Source organism: Phenylobacterium sp. CCH9-H3, from assembly GCF_001557235.1.
In the GTDB taxonomy this organism is placed as follows: Bacteria; Pseudomonadota; Alphaproteobacteria; order Caulobacterales; family Caulobacteraceae; genus Phenylobacterium.
Map to the genome: position 1 here is coordinate 1 of NZ_LSJI01000056.1, position 17237 is coordinate 17237.

Annotated in this window: 15 protein-coding genes; 9 read left to right on the plus strand and 6 right to left on the minus strand. The window is 69.1% G+C overall.

The window, feature by feature from the left end; genetic code table 11:
• The 3 genes from AX721_RS04625 to AX721_RS28535 all read left to right on the plus strand — a co-directional run.
• The coding region (locus AX721_RS04625; RefSeq protein ID WP_068874855.1) for a GlxA family transcriptional regulator at positions 1–919 on the plus strand (919 nt) is incomplete at its 5' end.
• A gap of 242 nt (positions 920–1161) precedes the next feature.
• Positions 1162–1920 (plus strand): response regulator transcription factor, encoded by a 759-nt coding sequence (locus AX721_RS04630; protein WP_197422461.1) that lies wholly within the window; start codon positions 1162–1164, stop codon positions 1918–1920.
• A 634-nt stretch (positions 1921–2554) separates the two neighbouring features.
• Positions 2555–3262: a response regulator gene (locus AX721_RS28535; RefSeq protein WP_255355295.1), complete on the plus strand. Its 708-nt coding sequence runs from the start codon at positions 2555–2557 to the stop codon at positions 3260–3262.
• 1482 nt (positions 3263–4744) lie between these two features.
• Here AX721_RS28535 and AX721_RS04645 read toward each other — a convergent pair.
• From AX721_RS04645 to AX721_RS04665, 5 genes are all read right to left on the minus strand, one after another.
• A complete protein-coding gene (locus tag AX721_RS04645; protein WP_068874859.1) occupies positions 4745–5224 on the minus strand; it encodes a hypothetical protein in 480 nt (159 codons plus the stop codon).
• A gap of 170 nt (positions 5225–5394) precedes the next feature.
• Positions 5395–6021, minus strand: coding sequence for an HdeD family acid-resistance protein (locus AX721_RS04650; protein ID WP_068874860.1), 627 nt, complete (start codon positions 6019–6021; stop codon positions 5395–5397).
• A gap of 65 nt (positions 6022–6086) precedes the next feature.
• Positions 6087–6602: an Hsp20/alpha crystallin family protein gene (locus AX721_RS04655; protein ID WP_068874861.1), complete on the minus strand. Its 516-nt coding sequence runs from the start codon at positions 6600–6602 to the stop codon at positions 6087–6089.
• A 172-nt stretch (positions 6603–6774) separates the two neighbouring features.
• Entirely contained in the window at positions 6775–9594 is a 2820-nt protein-coding gene (locus AX721_RS04660; protein ID WP_082765257.1) for an ATP-dependent Clp protease ATP-binding subunit, read from the minus strand.
• A 63-nt stretch (positions 9595–9657) separates the two neighbouring features.
• Complete coding sequence (locus tag AX721_RS04665; protein ID WP_068874862.1) at positions 9658–10389, minus strand: helix-turn-helix domain-containing protein; 732 nt, start codon at positions 10387–10389, stop codon at positions 9658–9660.
• A gap of 187 nt (positions 10390–10576) precedes the next feature.
• On the opposite strand from AX721_RS04665, the gene AX721_RS04670 reads away from it, so the two are divergent.
• The 4 genes from AX721_RS04670 (at position 10577) to AX721_RS04685 (ending at position 14194) form a co-directional block, all read left to right on the plus strand.
• Positions 10577–11230 carry a BON domain-containing protein gene (locus AX721_RS04670; RefSeq protein ID WP_068874863.1) on the plus strand — a complete coding sequence of 218 codons (654 nt, stop codon included), beginning with the start codon at positions 10577–10579 and terminating at the stop codon, positions 11228–11230.
• Positions 11231–11303: 73 nt separating this feature from the next.
• Positions 11304–11756 carry a host attachment protein gene (locus AX721_RS04675; RefSeq protein WP_068874864.1) on the plus strand — a complete coding sequence of 151 codons (453 nt, stop codon included), beginning with the start codon at positions 11304–11306 and terminating at the stop codon, positions 11754–11756.
• A gap of 62 nt (positions 11757–11818) precedes the next feature.
• Positions 11819–12484: a BON domain-containing protein gene (locus AX721_RS04680; RefSeq protein WP_068874865.1), complete on the plus strand. Its 666-nt coding sequence runs from the start codon at positions 11819–11821 to the stop codon at positions 12482–12484.
• Between the two features lie 9 nt (positions 12485–12493).
• The gene (locus tag AX721_RS04685; protein WP_197422463.1) at positions 12494–14194 is read left to right on the plus strand and encodes a cation:proton antiporter; all 1701 of its coding nucleotides are present in this window, start codon (positions 12494–12496) and stop codon (positions 14192–14194) included.
• 6 nt (positions 14195–14200) lie between these two features.
• Here the strand turns inward: AX721_RS04685 and AX721_RS04690 are convergent, their stop codons facing one another.
• Positions 14201–15994 carry a PAS domain-containing protein gene (locus tag AX721_RS04690; protein ID WP_068874866.1) on the minus strand — a complete coding sequence of 598 codons (1794 nt, stop codon included), beginning with the start codon at positions 15992–15994 and terminating at the stop codon, positions 14201–14203.
• Between the two features lie 213 nt (positions 15995–16207).
• On the opposite strand from AX721_RS04690, the gene AX721_RS04695 reads away from it, so the two are divergent.
• Both AX721_RS04695 and AX721_RS04700 read left to right on the plus strand, forming a co-directional pair.
• Positions 16208–16735 carry a redoxin domain-containing protein gene (locus AX721_RS04695; protein ID WP_068874867.1) on the plus strand — a complete coding sequence of 176 codons (528 nt, stop codon included), beginning with the start codon at positions 16208–16210 and terminating at the stop codon, positions 16733–16735.
• Positions 16686–17237, plus strand: a 552-nt coding sequence (locus AX721_RS04700; protein WP_082769827.1) for a DsbA family protein, incomplete at its 3' end; no start/stop codon positions are given. The genes AX721_RS04695 and AX721_RS04700, both read left to right, overlap by 50 nt.

Below are 17237 nucleotides of genomic sequence, written 5' to 3' on the forward strand. Positions count from 1 at the left end.
CGACACGTTGCACGAGGCCAACCGCCAGTCGGGGAAGGATCACTATCAGCTGGTGTTGGTGTCTGAAGACCTCGAGCCCTTGCGATCCTCGGCCGGGCCCCGCATTCTGGCTGACGCCGCCCTCGCCGAATTCGCCGGGCAGATAGACACCCTGATCGTGCTCCCGGCCGCCCGCGGCCAGGCGCTTCCCGGAACGGAGGAAGCGATAGCCTGGCTGAAACGTACGGCTCCCACCACGAGGCGGTTCGGCTCCACCTGTACGGGTGCGTTCATTCTGGGCGCGGCCGGGCTTTTGGCTGGCCGTCGGGTGACGACCCACTGGCAGTTCGCGGACGAGCTGGCCGCCCGTCATCCCGAGGCCATTGTGGAACCCGACCGCATCTTCATTCGGGATGGCGACATGTTCAGTTCGGCGGGCGTCAGCGCCGCGTTCGACCTCATGCTCGCGCTAGTCGAAGAGGACCTTGGCCGTGAGACGGCGCTCGCGGTCGCGCAGTTCTTTGTCCTGTTCCTCAAGCGACCCGGCGGGCAATCGCAGTTCAGCGCCCAGCTGGCGGCGCAGTTTTCCGCCAAGGAGCCCATTCGCGAGGCGCTTCGCTGGGTGAACGAGAACCTGCGTGGCGATCTTTCGGTGGGGCGGCTCGCGCGGGAAGCCGGCATGAGCGAGCGCAATTTCGCACGCGCCTTCGCGCGAGAGACAAAAATGACGCCGGCGGCCTATGTCGAAATTGCTCGGGTGGATTCAGCGCGTCGACTGCTGGAAGAGCGGAAGCTCCCGTTGCAGCGGATCGCCGCGGCAAGTGGCTTCTCGACCCTGCAGGCCATGCGCCGGGCCCTCTTTCGCCACCTGGGCGCAACGCCGACGGAGTATCGCGAGCGCTTCGGCTCTGCCTTTGTCGTCGAGGACGCTGAGCCTTGATGACGCGCGCTTGAGGAAGCCGAAGTGAGGCGGGCGGAGGAACTCATGGCGGGTGGCCGGAGCCGCGTCCAGATTGGCCGAAACTGCACCTTGTTCCGGCTCGTATTGCGCGCGCCGACCCGGTAGATCCCGAATCGGGATGCAGAAACGTCCACACGAGTAACTCACGCGTATACAATTCCTGCTTCTGCGGATTCTTCGCTATGAGGTCTCTTCTCTCAGTCACATTTGGGGCGGACGACGTGTCCTCCGGGAACGACCTTACGCCCGCTTCCGCGCACCGGGACGTGGCGCCTTCCAGCGCCATCAAGCTCCACACCGACACATCACCGGCTCGCGACGCGCAGACGGATTTTGAGCCCGGCTCGCGAAGTCCGCCGTCCGCGGGCGCGGTCTACATCGTCCAAGGGGACCTGGCGGTCGCGGACGCTCTGAAGCACTCGCTGCGCGAGGCCGCGTGCGCCGTCCGCATCTTCTCAAGAGCGGTCGAGTTCCTCGACGACGCATCCCTGTTGCCGCCGGGGTGTGTCATCACCGCGATGCGCTTGCCGGGAATGAGCGGCTTGGAACTGATCCGTGAGATCCGGGACCGACGCCTCCCCTTCGAGGGCATCCTGGTATCCGACGAAGGCGATGTCAGGACCGCTGTGGCGGCGATTCAAGCGGGCGCCACGGACGTGATCGAGAAGCCGGTCTTTCCGGGCGCGCTCCTCGAAGCTGTCGAAAACGCTCAGCGGCGGCTCCGCCAGCGCACGGGAGAAGCGTGGGCGCTGGCCAGCTTTCGGCAAGCCCTGGCACGCCTCACGCCTCGGGAACGTGACGTGCTCTCCGGGGTGGTCTCGGGCCGGTCGAACAAGGAAATCGCGCGCGAACTCGGTATCAGCCCTCGTACCGTCGAGTTGCACCGCGCGAACTTGCGGATCAAGACACAGACCCGCGCCACGGCGGACCTGGTCAGGCTGGCGGTGAATCCACAGGCGAACACCTATGCCGCGGCGTGACGGCGGACCGGCGCCAGGGATACATCGCAGCCTGGATCGGGCGACCACACCGCCTTGCGTCCGGGTTTCGTGCGTCGGACGCGTGTCCGGCCCGGGGATCTCCGATCTCGCGGCTCCGCGCAAGCCTCCCATCGATGCTGGCGGAATTCGCCCCCACTTTGGCGGAAACCGGCGCCGACCATCGTTCGATACCCGCAATATCATACGCTAAGACAGACAAGCACAGCTTCTCTTCGCAAAGAAGGAGAGCGCGCCGGCGGATAAATCTAGATGAGCACATTCGACCAGGTTCTTCTTTCACGCGGCAGGGAATTTCTGCACGACGACCTGGAGATCGACCCCGACCACCGACGTTCGGCTCATCGAGATCGGCCTGGCCGCTGGCTTGAGGGCGCTTTCCCGCATCTCTCGACAGCGTAGCGACCCGACCGCCGACGTCCCGGCCGCAGCCTGAGGCGCCCGGCGCCCCATGACTTGGTGACCGCCGAGCGAGCCTTCCGATCGCCGCCTGGCCCTGCCGCCGCCTCCTATTTCCCCGGATCCAACCATGACCTGTCCCGGGCCGCCCGCGACAGCGAGGAAAGCCATGTCGTCAATGCCGTCAGCGCAGTGTCGAGCGACCGAGGCCGCGGTTATGTCCCTTGCTCACGCCCCGCAAGGGCGGCCCCACGGCGGTTCGCCGCGGGATGCCGCGTCAGCAGCTGACGCCAGTGGAAGGACATCGTCCGGGACAGACCAGGTCTGTCGCGATTGCGGGTTCGCGCGAGGAATCCACGCCCGCCACTGTCCCGTCTTCGAAGACGCCCTTCTTGCCGGAGTCCGAGCACAGTCGGCGTCGGGCATTGCGGAACAAGCCAGAGCGGATGCCTGCCGTCGCGCGCGCCCTGCAAAGGGCGCTCCGCCTGGAGACAACGGCCCCGAGCGCGCGCGAAAGGACTCCGTTCGCGCGAATCCGACCGAACCGAAGCCGAAGGTCCTGATCGCCGACGATCATCCCGTCCATCGCCAGTTGACCAGAGCCATCTTCGAGGCGCTCGCGTGTTCGGTCGACGTGGTGGAGGATGGGGCCGCCGCGCTCGCGCTCTGCGCCGTCGAAGCGTTCGATCTGGTTCTCATCGACCGTCACATGCCGGTGCTGGAGGGCGATGAGGCCGTCCGCAGGCTCCGCGCCGGTGGGGGTCCGTCGTCGCGGGCTTACGTGGCCAGCTGCTCGTCCGATCCTCCGGCCGACCTTGCGGCCGGATACGACGCCTGCGCGCCGAAGCCGCTGGATGTCGACGCGGCCTGCACCGTCCTCACCGAAGCGCTGGCCGCCGCCGCGTCCCCCGCAAAGCAGAACTGAACGCTATCGCCATGGCGACGGCCCTGCCGGAGTTCGTCAGCGCCCCTGAGCTGCGCGTCTCGCGATTTCAGTCCGCAGGCCTTGAGGCCGCGATGGAGCAGTTCGCCAATCCTCAGGCGCTGGCGGCCGGCATGGTCTGCGTCATCGACCTGGATAGCGTGGTCCAGCGCTTCGGGAGCCGATGGCCCGTGCGACGCGAGCATGTACACGAGCACGTCGCCTCGACCCTGGACCGGCAGCTGGGCCCTACGGCGTACCACCTCCGGATCTCCGACACCGACGTCCTGATCTGCCAACCTGACAAGGAGCGGCTCGCAGGCCAGGCTCTGTGCCTACGCGCCCTGCGCGAGATCCTGACGCACTTTCTGGGTGACGGCGAGATGGCCGATGCGGGGGTGCACGAGGTCGTGCGCATCTCACCGGAGGGCGTCGAGGCGCGACGGGTCGATGTTCGGGTCGGCGCGGCCGAGGCGGCCGAACCGGTTGGCGAGGCGGGACGCGCCCCCCCGCCGGACTCGCCGAATTCCCTGGGCGGGGCGAACCAATGGACCCCTTTCGTCACGGCCTATGGCGTCGGGCTCCAGGTCACCACGCGGCTGGAACCGGTCCTTCAACTGCGCGAGCGGCGCGCCATTGGGCTGCGGCTCACGAACTGCGTGGCCCACCTGCGATCCGGCCGCCAGCTGCGCGGGCCGGAACTCGCGAGGCTCACGACCGCGGACCTGCTGCGCATCGACGTCGCGGGGCTGCTGAAAGGTCTCGAGGCGCTCCTGTCAGGAGGGCCGACGGGGTCTGACGGCCATCGTGCCCGTGACCTTGTCGAGCCTCTCGCATCCGGCCAGTCGCGCGCGCATCATCGCGGGCTTGCAGGAGGCGCGCGACCACGTGGAGGGCGGGGTCATCTGCGAGTTGCGGCTCATCGAGGGAGCTCCGTCAGCGGCGCTCACCCAGGCCGTCGCGATCGTTCGCCCGTACTGCCTGCTCGTGATCGGTCACCTCGAGGAGCCCAGCATCGGCCTGGCGAGGCTCCTGAAAGGGACAGGACTCAATGGGGTGTCCACCCGTGTACCTCAGGCCCTGGAGGGCGCAGCCCTTATCGGATGGGCCGGCGCCGCCATCCGCAGCGCACGACATGCCAGCAAGTCGGTGCTTCTGTACGGGCTCTTGTCAGAGCACGCCATGAACACGGCCGTCGGCCTAGGCGCCACACACGGAAGCCGAGCGGATTGGAGCGTTGCGGCGCAGACGAATCCGCACGCTCAATTCTCCTCGCGTGCGGTTACGGGTTGCGCGCCGAGGGGTGGTGTCGAGGGGCGTTAGTGGAGACGCGCGCGCCACCCCTTGCGAAGGCCGTCGCGGGCGGTGGGAGCTGCGGCGACCATTGCAGGCCTCCGTTACCGACCCGCCCATGGAATGCGTGATTATCGTCACGAGATCAGGTTCCCGCCCGGCGGGCCGCCCTGCGCGCCGAAAGCCAGGTCGTCAGCCAGGCCATCCCAAGGGCGGGAACGTCGCGCCGAAGGTCCGTCCATCCGGCAGCTGGCAGTGGCCGCCGCCCCCGCCGGCCATGCCGGCGGTCGGCCGCGTAAGCCGGACGCGGCAACGCAGGTGGCCGTCCGGTCCGATGAGGTTTGCGACCACCGCGCCATTGTAGTGGGAGATGAAGGCGCCCTCGGGGCCCCAGTGCTCCCAGCCCGGCCAGGGACGGTCCCAGCCCTGCCACAGCGGCTCGATCGCGGCGACCCGCGTCTCGCGGGTGATTTCGAACAAGGGACCGACATAGATTTCACCCGTGTCGAGCGACGCCGTCATCCGGCCGCTCCGCGTCCCGTCCTGCTTCCAGGTGAAGATCGCGCTGGCCGTACCGGCCCGCGACCTCCCCGTCCCCATCCCGGTCGCCGTTGTGCACCCGACCACGAGGAGCGCAACGAGCACCATCGCGCAGTTCTTCGACGCTTCCATTGCGAGACCTCCTGATCGCTCCGATGCGCAATCATCGGTCTCCCGTGAAGGAGTTCCCTGACGCAGGTCAGCACCTCGTCCGCAATCGTGAGCCGGGCGAGGCTTGGCGAAAAAGCGCCCTCCGACGGGAGGGCCGGAGGGCGAGGCAGGCCGGAGCGGAGGACGTTCGTTCAGGCCGGATGCGGCGTGGCGTTGTGGTGCGGGTCGTTGGTCGAGCGTTGCGCGCGCAGGCGGTAGGCCAGCACCAGCAGGGTCACTCCGAACACGATGGCGTAGGCGCCCAGCCACCAGGTGAGCACCAGGGCTCCCAGGAGCGGGGTGATCGCCAGCAGGACCCCCGCGACGATGGCCAGCACGCCGCCCAGGCCCATCCACCAGCGGCCGTGGTCGCCTCGCAGTCGCACCGCGGCGACAACCGCGAGCCCGCCGGAAACGATCGACCAGGCGGCGATCAGGTAGACGAAGGCGATCATCGTCAGTCCCGGCAGGAGGATGGTGACGGCCGCGGCGATCAGACTGGTGACGCCCTGCAGGATGAGCACGCCCCAGCGCTGACGACGGCGCGCGGAGCGCACCCCGGCGATCAGGTTCAGCACCCCGTCGGACAGCATCAGCGCCGCGAAGACGATGACCAGCGACAGAACCGTCGCCCCGGGTGCGAAGAGGGCGACCAGCCCGAACACGATGGCGGCCACCCCCCGCAGGCCGACGGCCCACCAGTTTCGGGCCAGGAGGGCGCTCAGGGCGTCCACGCGACGTTCGGTGGCGGCGGTCGAGATGTCATCGGCGGTGGTCATGGGATCGTCTCCCTGGAACGAGGGCGCGGAGCGCTGGCGGTTCGTGCTCCACCGGGTCGGTTCGCTCAGGCGGCCTGGCCTGTGGCCCGGGCGCTCTCGCTGGCGGAGGCCGCATTGGTGGTGACTGGCACGCGGCGTTTGCTCGCCTGGCGCTCGGACTTCGGAATGGCGATCCGCAGCACTCCGTTGTCGAGGGTCGCCTTGACGGCCTGGGCCTCAACCGACTGCGGCAGGCGGATCGAACGCTGCAACACCCCAAAGCGGCGCTCGGTGACATGTTGGTCGGCCCGCTCGACCTCCCGCTCCTCCTTCTTCTCGGCCCGCACAGTGAGCAGGTCGTCGTCCACATCGACCTCGATGTCCTCCTCGGCGACGCCGGGGAGTTCCACCGACACGCGGTATTCCTTGTCGGTCTCCTTCACGTCCAGGCGCGGGGCGATCAGTCCGCTGGGAAGCGCTTCGCCGGCGCCGGCGCGCGAGACCTCGTCGAAGAGGCGCCCCATCTCACGCTGGAGCAGGCCGAGCGGCGCCCAGCTCGCCTCTTCGATGAAGCGGAAGGGGGTGGGCAGGTTCCTCGCCATGTCAGGTCTCCTTTGACTTCGACGGAGGGGGATCGTCGGGCATCTCGCGGACTGTGCCGTGGCCCGCCCACGCAGGCGGGTCGCTGGCCGGGAAGGATTCCTCCAGGGCTTCCTCCACCAAGTCGGGGGCGGGAGGATCAGGGTCCGGCGCGGGCTTGCTGCTGGACATGGGTCACGCCGCAGGCTGGGGCTGCGCCGCGGGCTCGGACGGCGGAGACCGGCGCGGTTCGTCGCCGCCCCCACCGGGCTTACGCGCCTCGCCGCGCTTGCGGGCCGGCTTGGCGACCGCCGGGTCTCGCCGGGGTTCCAGCACCAGCCGATGGCCAACGGCGTCCCAGCGAGCCTGCACCTGGTCGCCGTCCCGGATCTCGCCGCCCAGCATGGCGCGGGCGAGCTCGGTCTCGAGCGTCGTGCGAATGAGCCGGCGCAACTCGCGCGCCCCGAATTCGGGGCGATAGCCGGCGTCCGCGATGTAGGCGATTAGGCTCTCGTCGATCCCCAGTTCCACGCCTTGGCCATGGGCGGCTCCGCGCACCCGTTCCAGATGCAGCTCGACGATCTGGCGGATCTGCTCGCGGGTCAGGGCATGGAAGACGATGATCTCGTCCAGCCGATTGATGAATTCGGGCCGGAAGTGGGCACGGAGCGGCTCGTTCAGCTCCTCGCGCAACTTCGTGGCGTCCTGCTCCGCGCCGGCGCGCAGCCGCCGCTGGATGATCTCCGAGCCGATGTTGCTGGTGGCGATGATGATCGTGTTGGTGAAGTCCACCACGCGGCCCTTGCCGTCGGTCAGACGGCCATCGTCGAACACCTGCAGCAGGACGTTGTGCACGTCCGGATGGGCCTTTTCGATCTCGTCCAGGAGCACCACGCTGAACGGCCTGCGGCGCACGCGCTCAGTGAGCTGGCCGCCCTCCTCGTAGCCGACGTAGCCCGGAGGGGCTCCGATCAGCCGGGCCACGGTGTGGCGCTCCATGAATTCGCTCATGTCGAGGCGAACCATGGCCTCCTCGGACCCGAAGACGTTCTCCGCGACAGCCTTGGCGAGTTCGGTCTTGCCGACGCCGGTGGGGCCGAGGAACAGGAAGTTGGCGATCGGGCCGCGGCCTTCACGAAGACCCGCCCGGGCCAGCCGCACCGCGTCGGAGACGGCCTTCACCGCCTCGTCCTGGCCGATGACACGCTTGTGGAGCTGCTGCTCGAGCTGGACCAGCCGCTCGCGTTCCTCGACGGTGAGTTCCGAGACGGGAACCCCGGTGAGCTTCGAGACAATCTGAGCGATGTGCTCGACCCGGACCTCGGCGGCGCCGGTGCCCACCGTGCGCCGCCAGCGATCGCCGGCCTCCTCCAGCGCCTTGTTCTTCGCCTCGCAGCGCGCCTGCAGGTCGTTGACGCGATCCTCCTGTTTGCGGGCCTTGGCGCTCTCCAGCTCGCGCTTGATCTGGCGCACCTCCTGCTCCAGCTCCAGCACCTCGGGCGGGCGGGCCGTGGCGGAAATCTTCACCCGGGCGGCCGCCTGGTCGATCAGGTCGATGGCCTTGTCCGGAAGGAAGCGGTTGGTGATGTACCGCTCGGAGAGCTCGGCCGCCGCAAGGATCGCCTCGTCGGTGATCGTCGCCTTGTGATGGGCCTCCAGGGTGTCGCGCAGGCCGTGCAGGATCATGATGGTCTGGGCGATGGTGGGCTCGGCCACGAAGACCGGCTGGAAGCGACGCTCCAGGGCTGCGTCCTTCTCGATGTTCTTCTGGTACTCGTTGAGCGTCGTCGCGCCGATCAGGTTGAGCTCTCCGCGCGCGAGGGCGGGCTTGAAGACGTTGGCGATGTCCAGGCCGCCCTCCCCGCCGCCCTGGCCAGCGCCGACGATGGTGTGGAGCTCGTCGATGAACAGGATCAGTTCGTCCTTGTGCTCGGCGACCTCCTGCAGAATCTGCTGCGCGCGCTCCTCGAACTCGCCGCGGTACTTCGAGCCCGCGACCATCGAATTGATCGACAGCTCGACCAGCCGCTTGCCTCGAAGCGCATCGGGCGCCTCGCCGGCCACGATGCGCTGAGCGAGGCCCTCGACGATGGCGGTCTTGCCGACGCCCGGTTCCCCAATCAGCACGGGATTGTTCTTCTTGCGCCGGGCCAGCACCTCGATCGCGGTCTCGATCTCGTTGGCGCGGCCGATGACCGGATCGAGTTTGCCGTCGCGCGCGAGACGGGTGAGGTCGCGCCCGTATTTGTCGAGGTTGGGCGTGTTGGTCGGCGTTTCGACGCGGCCTTCCTCGGCCCCGCGCCCGACCACCTTCACCACCTGCTGGCGCAACGCCTGCGGCGTAAGCCCGTAGCGACGCAGGATGTCGCAGGCGATCCCCTCGCCTTCTTCGGCCAGGCCGATCAGCAGGTGCTCCGGCCCGACATAGGAATGGCCGAGCTCGTGGGAGGCGGCGAAGGCGCGCCCGAGCGCGCTCTTCACGCGCGGCGTGACGCCGATCTCCCCACCTTCGTCACCGGCGTCGCCGCGGGGCGACTCCTGTTCGAGCTGCTGGCGGAGCTCGTCCGTCGACACCTTGAACTGTTCCATGACCGTCCGGACGACATCACTCTCGGTCAGCGCGAACAGCAGATGCTCGGTGTCCACCTCGCGGCGGCCGAACTGCACCGCCCGCTCGGCGGCCGACTGGAGGATTTCCTTCGCGTGTTCGCTCAGCCGCTCCTCTGGTTCGCCGATCCGCCGCGCTGCGGCACGAGCGGGAGGATCATCGGAGACCCGGCCCTGGCCATCGGCGCCGCGGCTGCCGAAGAAGCCGCCCGTCTCACCGAAGAAGTCGTCGAACAGGCTTCCGCGGCCGCCGAACAGCGACTCCAGCGGTGATGACGAGCGCTGTTGCGCCGCGAGCCGGCGGTAGTCCAGCTCGCAGAGGTTCAGGGTTTCGCTGTCGCCATTGCGGGTGACGCGGGCGCGCACGGTCGCGGGACGTACGCCGCAAAGATCGCAGAGCTCGGCCATGGTTCATTCCTTCTTTGTCAAGGCGTCGCTGCGGCCCGGGGACCGGGCCAACCTGTCGGGCGCCTAGGGCAGTGTCCGCGGCCAGTGCAGGCCGTCGTCGTCGTCCGCGGAGGACGCGTCGTCCTCGCGCAGCATCTCTTTGTCGAGCAGCCGCACCACGCGACCGCTTGTCGAGATCAGGCCGCGGGTCCGAAACGCCGTGAAGGTCCGGCTCACGGTCTCGCTCGAAAGGCCCAGGTAGTCGGCGATGTCGTAGCGCGACATCGGAAGCTCGATCCTGCCCCGGGATTGGGTTCGCCACGCCAGGTCGATCAGGAAGTAGGCCAGCTTCTCGAAAGCCGTGCCGTGCAGGACGTACATAAAGCGCTCGGCCGTACGGTCGCGGCTGACCAGCAGGCTCATCCAAAGCTCCTTGGCGGCCTCCTTGTCGATTTCCGCCAGGGCGTTGAGCCGCGTGACCGGACACTGCACCAGACGGGTCGCGTCCACCGCTTCGGCCGAGCAGTGGTGGATCTTTTCGCGCTCCATGCCGAAGATCTCGCCCGGGAGGTGGAAGCCGTGGACGATGCGGCGGCCGTCACGGTGCAGGGTGATGGTCCGGACCACGCCCGAGACAACCTGGTAGATGAACTCCGCCGGGTCGCTCTGCGCGTAGATCGTCGCCCCAGGCTCCCGCGACCGCTGGGCCCCCTGAAGCACAAGTCGTGGCGCCGGTCTGCGCCGCGGTGCGATCACCGGCGGCGTGATGGACCCTCGGCCCGCGCCGTCGCCGGCGCCGCCATAACCCTCAAACATGGCGGTTCTCCCATCGCGGGCGACATCGTGGGCCTCCGGCGCCGCGGCGCCACTTCGGACAGTCCCTAAGGGCGAATACTCGGAACCGCGCCCACGGCCCCGCACTGACGCGCGTCAGTGCCGCCGGACGTTCCGGCTGGGCATCTCCCGCAGACCGCCGAAATGGGGACGGACAAGGAGCAGGACCATGAAGTCTGACGAGGACATCCGGCACGACGTCGAGGCCGAACTGCAGTGGGATCCGGACATCCGCGCCGCCGACATCGCCGTTGCGGTCAAGGAGGGCGTCGTCACCCTGACCGGGTTCGTCCGCAGCTATGCCCAGAGGTGGCAGGCCGAGCGCGACGCCAAGCGGGTCAGTGGCGTCCGGGGGGTGGCCAACGACATCGAGGTGCGACTGCCCAATCTCGACGCGCGCCCGGACCCCGAGATCGCGCGCGACGCAGTCCAGGAGATCCGTTTCACGCTGCCCTACTCCGGCGAGAAGATCACCGTCACCGTCAAGAGCGGCTGGGTCACCCTCGAAGGCGAGGTTGAGTGGCACTATCTGCGCGAGCGCGCCGAGGAGGCCGTGCGACGGGTCCGGGGCGTGAAAGGCGTGACTAACCTGATCGCGATCAAGGCGAAGGTCGCCACGACAGTGGTGAAAAGCCAGATCGAGGACGCCCTCCGGCGCAGCGCGGAGACCGACGCCAAGACCATCACCGTGGAGGTGGATGGCGACAAGGTCATCCTGCGCGGACAGGTCCGTTCCTGGGCCGAGCGCCAGGACGCGGAACGTGCCGCTTGGCGAGCGCCCGGCGTCCGTGAGGTGCAGAACCTGATCGCCATCAAGGTGTGAAGGTCGGGGCGGCCGAACGTCGGCGGAGGCGTCCGGCCGCGTCGCACACCTTCGACCCCACGTGGAGGCGCACATGCTGCTGCCGACGACCATCACCTGGCTCATCGTGGCCAATGCCGAGCGTTGCCGCGCGCTCGAGGAACGCCGTCGCGGTGGCGCTCTCCGGGAACTGGAGGCTTGGGACTGCCGGCAGACCGAACAGGACCGCATGCATGCGCACCATGAGCCCGCGGTCGGTGGCCAGCGGTTCGGGTCCGGCCGCTCCGTCGTGAATCCGCGCGACCTCGATGCGCAGGCGGAGCGGCGCCTTCTCACCCGCTACGCCCACCAACTGAACCTGGCCGGCGTCAAGGGACGCTACGAGCGGCTCATCCTCATCGCCACGCCGCCGGCCCTGGGCGTGCTGCGCGAGCAGCTTGGACGTCCGGGCCAGCGATCCGTGGAACGGACCGCCACCTGCGACTGCCTGGAGGAACCGCCTGAGGCGCTGCGGGAGAGAATCCGGGCGCTGCGGGCGCCGCGCTGACGTACATCAGCGCCCCGGCGGTTCGGGCCCGTCACACTTCGGCGCGCCGAGAGGAGGACGCCATGCGGGCCGATAGCGATATCCAGCACGATGTGGAGCTTGAGATCCGGTACGATCCCGCGATCGACTCCCACGACATCGGCGTCAGCGTCCGTAACCGGATCGTCACCCTCACCGGCTTCGTCCGCAGCTACACCGAACACCAGCAGGCCGAGCGGGACGCCAAGCGCATCGTCGGCGTGGCCGCGATCGCCAACGAACTGCAGGTCAAGATCGCATCGGCAGAAGAGCGGCCGGACTCCGACCTGGCGCAAGACGCCGTGCTGGCCCTGGTCAGCCAGGTCCCATATCTCACGGGTGTCACGCCCATCGTCCGGAACGGCGATGTGACGCTGGAGGGCGAGGTCGAGTGGCGGTTCCAGAAGGAGCAGGCCGAGGAGGTCGTGCGTCGCCTGCGCGGGGTGAGGTCCGTGACCAACCTCATCCGGGTGAAGCCGCGGCTGCCGGCGGACGACATCAAGGCCCAGATCGAACACGCGCTGGTGCGCAGCGCCGACGTGGACGCGGCGCGGATCGTGGTCGAGACCGAGGGGGGCAAGGTGATCCTGAAGGGCATGGTCCGAACCCTTGCGGAGAAGGAGGACGCCGAGCGCGCGGCCTGGCAGGCGCCGGGCGTCACGGCGGTCGACAACCGGCTGCTGATCGGCGACACCGCGCTGCTGCCGTAGGCGGGCGTCTTGGACGAGCCATTCCTAGTTAAGGCCTTGATCCTGATGGCCGCGTCCGCGCTGGCCGTGGCCGCGTTCCGACGCGTGGGGCTGCCGGCGATCCTGGGCTATCTCGCCGCGGGCCTGGCCGTCGGGCCGCATGGCCTCAACCTCGTCGCGCCGGACGCGGCGACCCGCTTCCTGGCTGAACTCGGACTGATCTTCCTGATGTTCACGGCCGGGCTGGAATTCTCGGTGCCGGCCATGCTCGCGGCCCGCGGCGACGTCTTCGGGGCGGGCGCGTTGCACGTCGGATTGAGCGGCGTCGCGGGGGCCATCGTCGCGACGCTGCTCGGCGCCGACCCAGGCGGCGCTGTGCTCGTTGGCGGGGCCGTGGCGCTGTCCTCGACGGCCGTGGTGGTCAAGCAGTTGTCGGATCAGGGCGAGCTTGGGTCGTCCGCCGGGCGACGGATCCTCGGGTTGTTGTTGTTCGAGGACCTGGCCGGCCTGCTGCTCCTGGTGTGGGTGGGAGCCGCCGCCGGCGGGACGAACGCCCCGCCCCTCTCGACGCTGTCCCAGGCGGCGCTGGGCGGCGTCACGCTGGTCGGCGCGGCCGTGCTGGGGCGCCCTTTCTTCCGGGGCGCCCTCGCGTGGGTCGCGGAAAACCGGTCCACGGAGCTGCTCCTCCTCGCGATCCTGCTGCTCGCCCTCGGCGCCGCCTGGGTGGCCGGCCTGGCCGGCCTCGCCGCCCCCCTCGGCGCGTTCATGGCCGGCATGCTGGTCGGCGAGAGCGACATCCGCCATCACGCCGAGGACGACATCCGGCCGTTCCGCGATGTGCTCCTTGGACTGTTCTTCGTCACGGTCGGGATGGGTTTCGATCTCGACGCCGCCACCGCGCATCCGTTGGCGGTGCTGACGTGGTTCGCGGTCTTCGTGCTGGTCAAGCCTGCAATCCTCCTCCTTGTGGCCCGGCTGAGGCGCTGGCCCGGCGAGGACGGGCTGCGCGTGGCGGTGGCGCTCGCCAACGGTGGGGAGTTCGGCCTCCTCCTGCTCACCCAGGCCATGGCCTCGGGCCTGGCCCCACCGAGCCTCGCCGGGCCCGTCGCCCTCGCGCTCCTGGGCAGCATGAGCCTGGCCCCGGTCCTGATGCCGCGATGGTCGCTCCTGGCGCGCCGGGCCGTCTGGCTGGCGCCTCCGCAGGCGCGAACCGACATCTCCGCGGCATCGCAGGAGCTCGATCGACACGTCATCCTGTGCGGCTGCGGCCGGATCGGGCGGCCGGTGGCGGAAGCCCTCGAAGCGGCCGGGGTGGCCTATGTGGCCCTCGAGAAGGACTTCCCGCGCTACCGCCAGCTGCGAGGCCGCGGGCTTCACGTCGTGTTCGCCGACGCCAGCCGCCTGGGCGTCCTCGAAGCCGCGGGCGCCGCCCGCAGCCGGCTGCTGGTGCTGACCTTCGACACCGCGCGGGAAGCCGACCGCATTCTCGATTGGGCGCAGGCCAGCGCCCCGCAGGCTCGCCGGCTGGCCAGCGCCTCCGACGAGAACGCCGCGGCCGAACTCGTCGCTTGGGGCGCCGAGGTGGTGTTCCCGGAGAACCTGGCGGCCGGCCTCGGTCTCGCCGACCAAGCGCTTCTGCTGTGCGGCCTGGATCAGGACGCGGCGGCGCGCGTGGTGACCGACGTGCGCGAGCGCCTCAACCCGCGACTCGCCGGCTCCGGCGGCGTCTGAACCACGTCAGTCGGATCGGCTGCGCAAGGGCCTGAGCCCGGCGGCCGCGGCGGCCAGCACCGCCTCCGGGACGGTGTGGGCGCCGAGGCGCTCCATCACCCCGGCGCGATGGGTCTCGACCGTGCGGGGGCTGATCCCGAGTTCACGGGCGATCGTCTTGTTGGTGCCGCCCCTCAGAAGGCCCTCCAGGACATCCCGTTCGCGCTGCGACATCAGCGCGATCTGATTGCGCGCCATCTGGCCGGCGCGATCCTCCCGTTCGTCCTCGCGCAAGTCGGCCAGAGCCAAGGCCACGGCCGCCAGCACGGCGTCGATCCCTGCAGGGGCCGACAACACGTCGACCGCGCCGGACTTCATCGCGCGGATCGCCATGTCCACGTCTTCGTCCAAGCCCGTCTCGTAGATCAACCGCAGGTCGGCGCGCCGCTGTCGCAGGTCCGGCGCCAAGGCGAAACGCGACGCGCTCGCATCGTCCGTCCGGACGAGCACGCATCCGGACTCCAGGGCGAGGGCGACATCCAGGAACGCGCTCTCCGTCGCGAAGGTGGTCACCCGATGACCCGCGCGGCGCAGGTCGGCGGCGCGCTTTTCCCGCGCCGCGCGGTCGGTCCCTACAACATAGACGCCGAGGGGCGACCGATGACTGATGTCGTGGGCGATGCCGCCGATCTGGAGGACATGACCTTCGGCGTCGCGGATCGGGAAGGTCGTATCGCGCAGCCGGCGGACCACGCCGTCGGGCCGCAGGATGCGGTACTCGTGGGTGATGGTCTCGCCGCCTTCCGCGACCCGCTGCAGCGTCTGCAGCCGCGCCGCCCGATCCTCAGGATGGATGCAGTCGGTCCAGGCCCGCATGTCGGCCATCGCCACGTCCGGCGGCAGGCCACAAGCGAGCTCGAAGCCGGGGCTCAGGTATGCGAGCTGCTGCACATCGACGTTGACGATCCAGAGCACGTCGGCGGTGTTCTCTGCGAACCTCCGGTATTGCTCCTCGCTGCGCCTGAGCAGCGTTTCAGCGCGCTTCTGATCGGTGATGTCGAGGACCGCGCCGGTGAAGGCTACGGCCTCGCCGTCCTGGAACTGCGTCTGACCATGCGTGTGCACCCACCGCTCGGACCGGCCCTGCAGACCGAGGACGCGATACTGGATGTCGTAGACCCCGTCGCCGGCGGGATCGACCGCCCGATCGATGGCGGCCTGGACGGCTTCGCGATCGTCCGGATGCACGCCCTCCATCCACAGAGCTTCATCCGGCTCGACGCCGGCCGGAACGCCCCAGAGGGTCTTGAGCCGGTCGTCCCACTCCAGCAGGCCTGACCGCGGGTCCCACGCATAGGAACTCAGGCCCACAAGATCGCTGGCGGCCTTGAGGCGTCCTTGGCTCGAGCGGAGTTTGCGCTCTGCGTCCAGGCGCTGCGTCAGATCTTTGGTGAGGCATCCGGCCCCGATCATCTCACCCGCCTCATCCCGCAGCACGAAGAGGTCCCATTTCACCTTCTGGCTGTCCCCGCCGGCGAAGTGGTGGAAGTCGTACACGCCCTCCCATACGCCGTCGCGAAGGAGGGTGGGGAGCGCCACATCGCGGACGATCTCGCGATCGCCGGGCTGGAAGAGGTCCGACAACGACAAGGCCGACAGGTCGGCCTCGGCGGACAGTCCCGTCATTCGTCGGCCGTAGTCGTTGATGAAGAGCAGGCGGAACTCGGGGTCTGAGACGCCGACGAGGCAAGGCGTATCGCGCGCGACCCGCTCGAGAAGCGCTGAGGACACACGGAGCCCCGCGTCGCCGGCACGTACCATCAGCTTCCTCAGTCACATCTCCGGAAGCACTCGTACCTTCGGAAACGAAAAAGTCGGTCCCCCAACTCATCCGTAAGATACCTGAGGATGTTCCCGCTCTCCCCTTGAATCCGCCGTCCAGCCGCCGGGTCTCGCGCCGGGAGGCTGACGCGCATCAGTTCGGCCCCGCGCGCAGCCGGCTAGCGTGCTCTCGACAACCGATCGGAGGCTTGTGTGAGCGAGATCCTTCCGCCCGGCGGCGCGGCCCCCGGGTTCACGCTGCGGGTCACGCCCGACCAGTTCCTGTCGCTCAGCGAGCTGCGCGGCCGGCGCGTCGTCATCGCTTTCTACCCCGCGGACTGGAGCCCGGTCTGCGGCGACCAGATGACCCTCTATAATCAGGTCCTGCCGGAGATCCACGACCGCGGCGCCGAGCTCCTGGGGGTCTCCGTCGACGGGGTGTGGTGCCATCAGGCATTCTCCAAGGACCGCAACCTGCATTTCCCGCTGCTCTCAGACTTCGAGCCCAAGGGCGCGACGGCGCGCGCCTACGGCGCGTACCGGGAAGGCGAGGGGGTCGCCGAGCGGGCCCTGTTCGTCCTCGACGAGCAGGGCGTGATCGCCTGGAGCTTCCGCTCGGCCCTCGCCGTCAACCCGGGCGCCGACGGGTTCCTCGACGCACTCGATCGTATGTCCTCTCAGGAGCCGTCCCATGGCCATGCTCAAGGCGCCGCTGACGCCGCAGGATCACCGGCGCGGTGATCCCGACGCCCCTGTCGTTCTGGTCGAATACGGGGACTATCAGTGTCCCTACTGCGCGGCGGCCGAACCGGTCGTCGAGTCGGTGCTGCGCGGGTTCGGGCAGGATGTTCAGGGCGTCTTCCGCCACTTCCCGCTCTCGCAGGTCCACCCCCTCGCCGAGATGGCCGCCCAGGCCGCGGAGTTCGCGGGCGCCCACGGCGCCTTCTGGCCCATGCACACGGCCCTGTTCGCGAACCAGGAGAAGCTCAGCCTGCCCGTGATCTTCGCCATCGCCGGCGCTCTCAACCTGCCGCAGCCCGCCCTGCGCGTGGCGCTGGAAGCGGGGACATACGGCGGCAAGGTGCGCGACGATTTCATGGGCGGGGTCAGGAGCGGCGTGAACGGCACGCCCTGCTTCTTCGTCAACGGCGCCCGCCACGACGGCGGCTACAGTTTCGAGGCGCTGTCCGCCGCTGTCCTGGCCGCGCGCGCCGTGGCGGGCGCCGTTGACGAAGAAGCAGGG

Coding starts and splice junctions, on each gene's coding strand:
- AX721_RS28535 (WP_255355295.1), top strand. CDS start 2,555: ATGTCCCTTGCTCACGCCCCGCAAGGGCGGCCCCACGGCGGTTCGCCG.
- AX721_RS04645 (WP_068874859.1), bottom strand. CDS start 5,224: ATGGAAGCGTCGAAGAACTGCGCGATGGTGCTCGTTGCGCTCCTCGTG.
- AX721_RS04650 (WP_068874860.1), bottom strand. CDS start 6,021: ATGACCACCGCCGATGACATCTCGACCGCCGCCACCGAACGTCGCGTG.
- AX721_RS04655 (WP_068874861.1), bottom strand. CDS start 6,602: ATGGCGAGGAACCTGCCCACCCCCTTCCGCTTCATCGAAGAGGCGAGC.
- AX721_RS04660 (WP_082765257.1), bottom strand. CDS start 9,594: ATGGCCGAGCTCTGCGATCTTTGCGGCGTACGTCCCGCGACCGTGCGC.
- AX721_RS04665 (WP_068874862.1), bottom strand. CDS start 10,389: ATGTTTGAGGGTTATGGCGGCGCCGGCGACGGCGCGGGCCGAGGGTCC.
- AX721_RS04670 (WP_068874863.1), top strand. CDS start 10,577: ATGAAGTCTGACGAGGACATCCGGCACGACGTCGAGGCCGAACTGCAG.
- AX721_RS04675 (WP_068874864.1), top strand. CDS start 11,304: ATGCTGCTGCCGACGACCATCACCTGGCTCATCGTGGCCAATGCCGAG.
- AX721_RS04680 (WP_068874865.1), top strand. CDS start 11,819: ATGCGGGCCGATAGCGATATCCAGCACGATGTGGAGCTTGAGATCCGG.
- AX721_RS04690 (WP_068874866.1), bottom strand. CDS start 15,994: ATGGTACGTGCCGGCGACGCGGGGCTCCGTGTGTCCTCAGCGCTTCTC.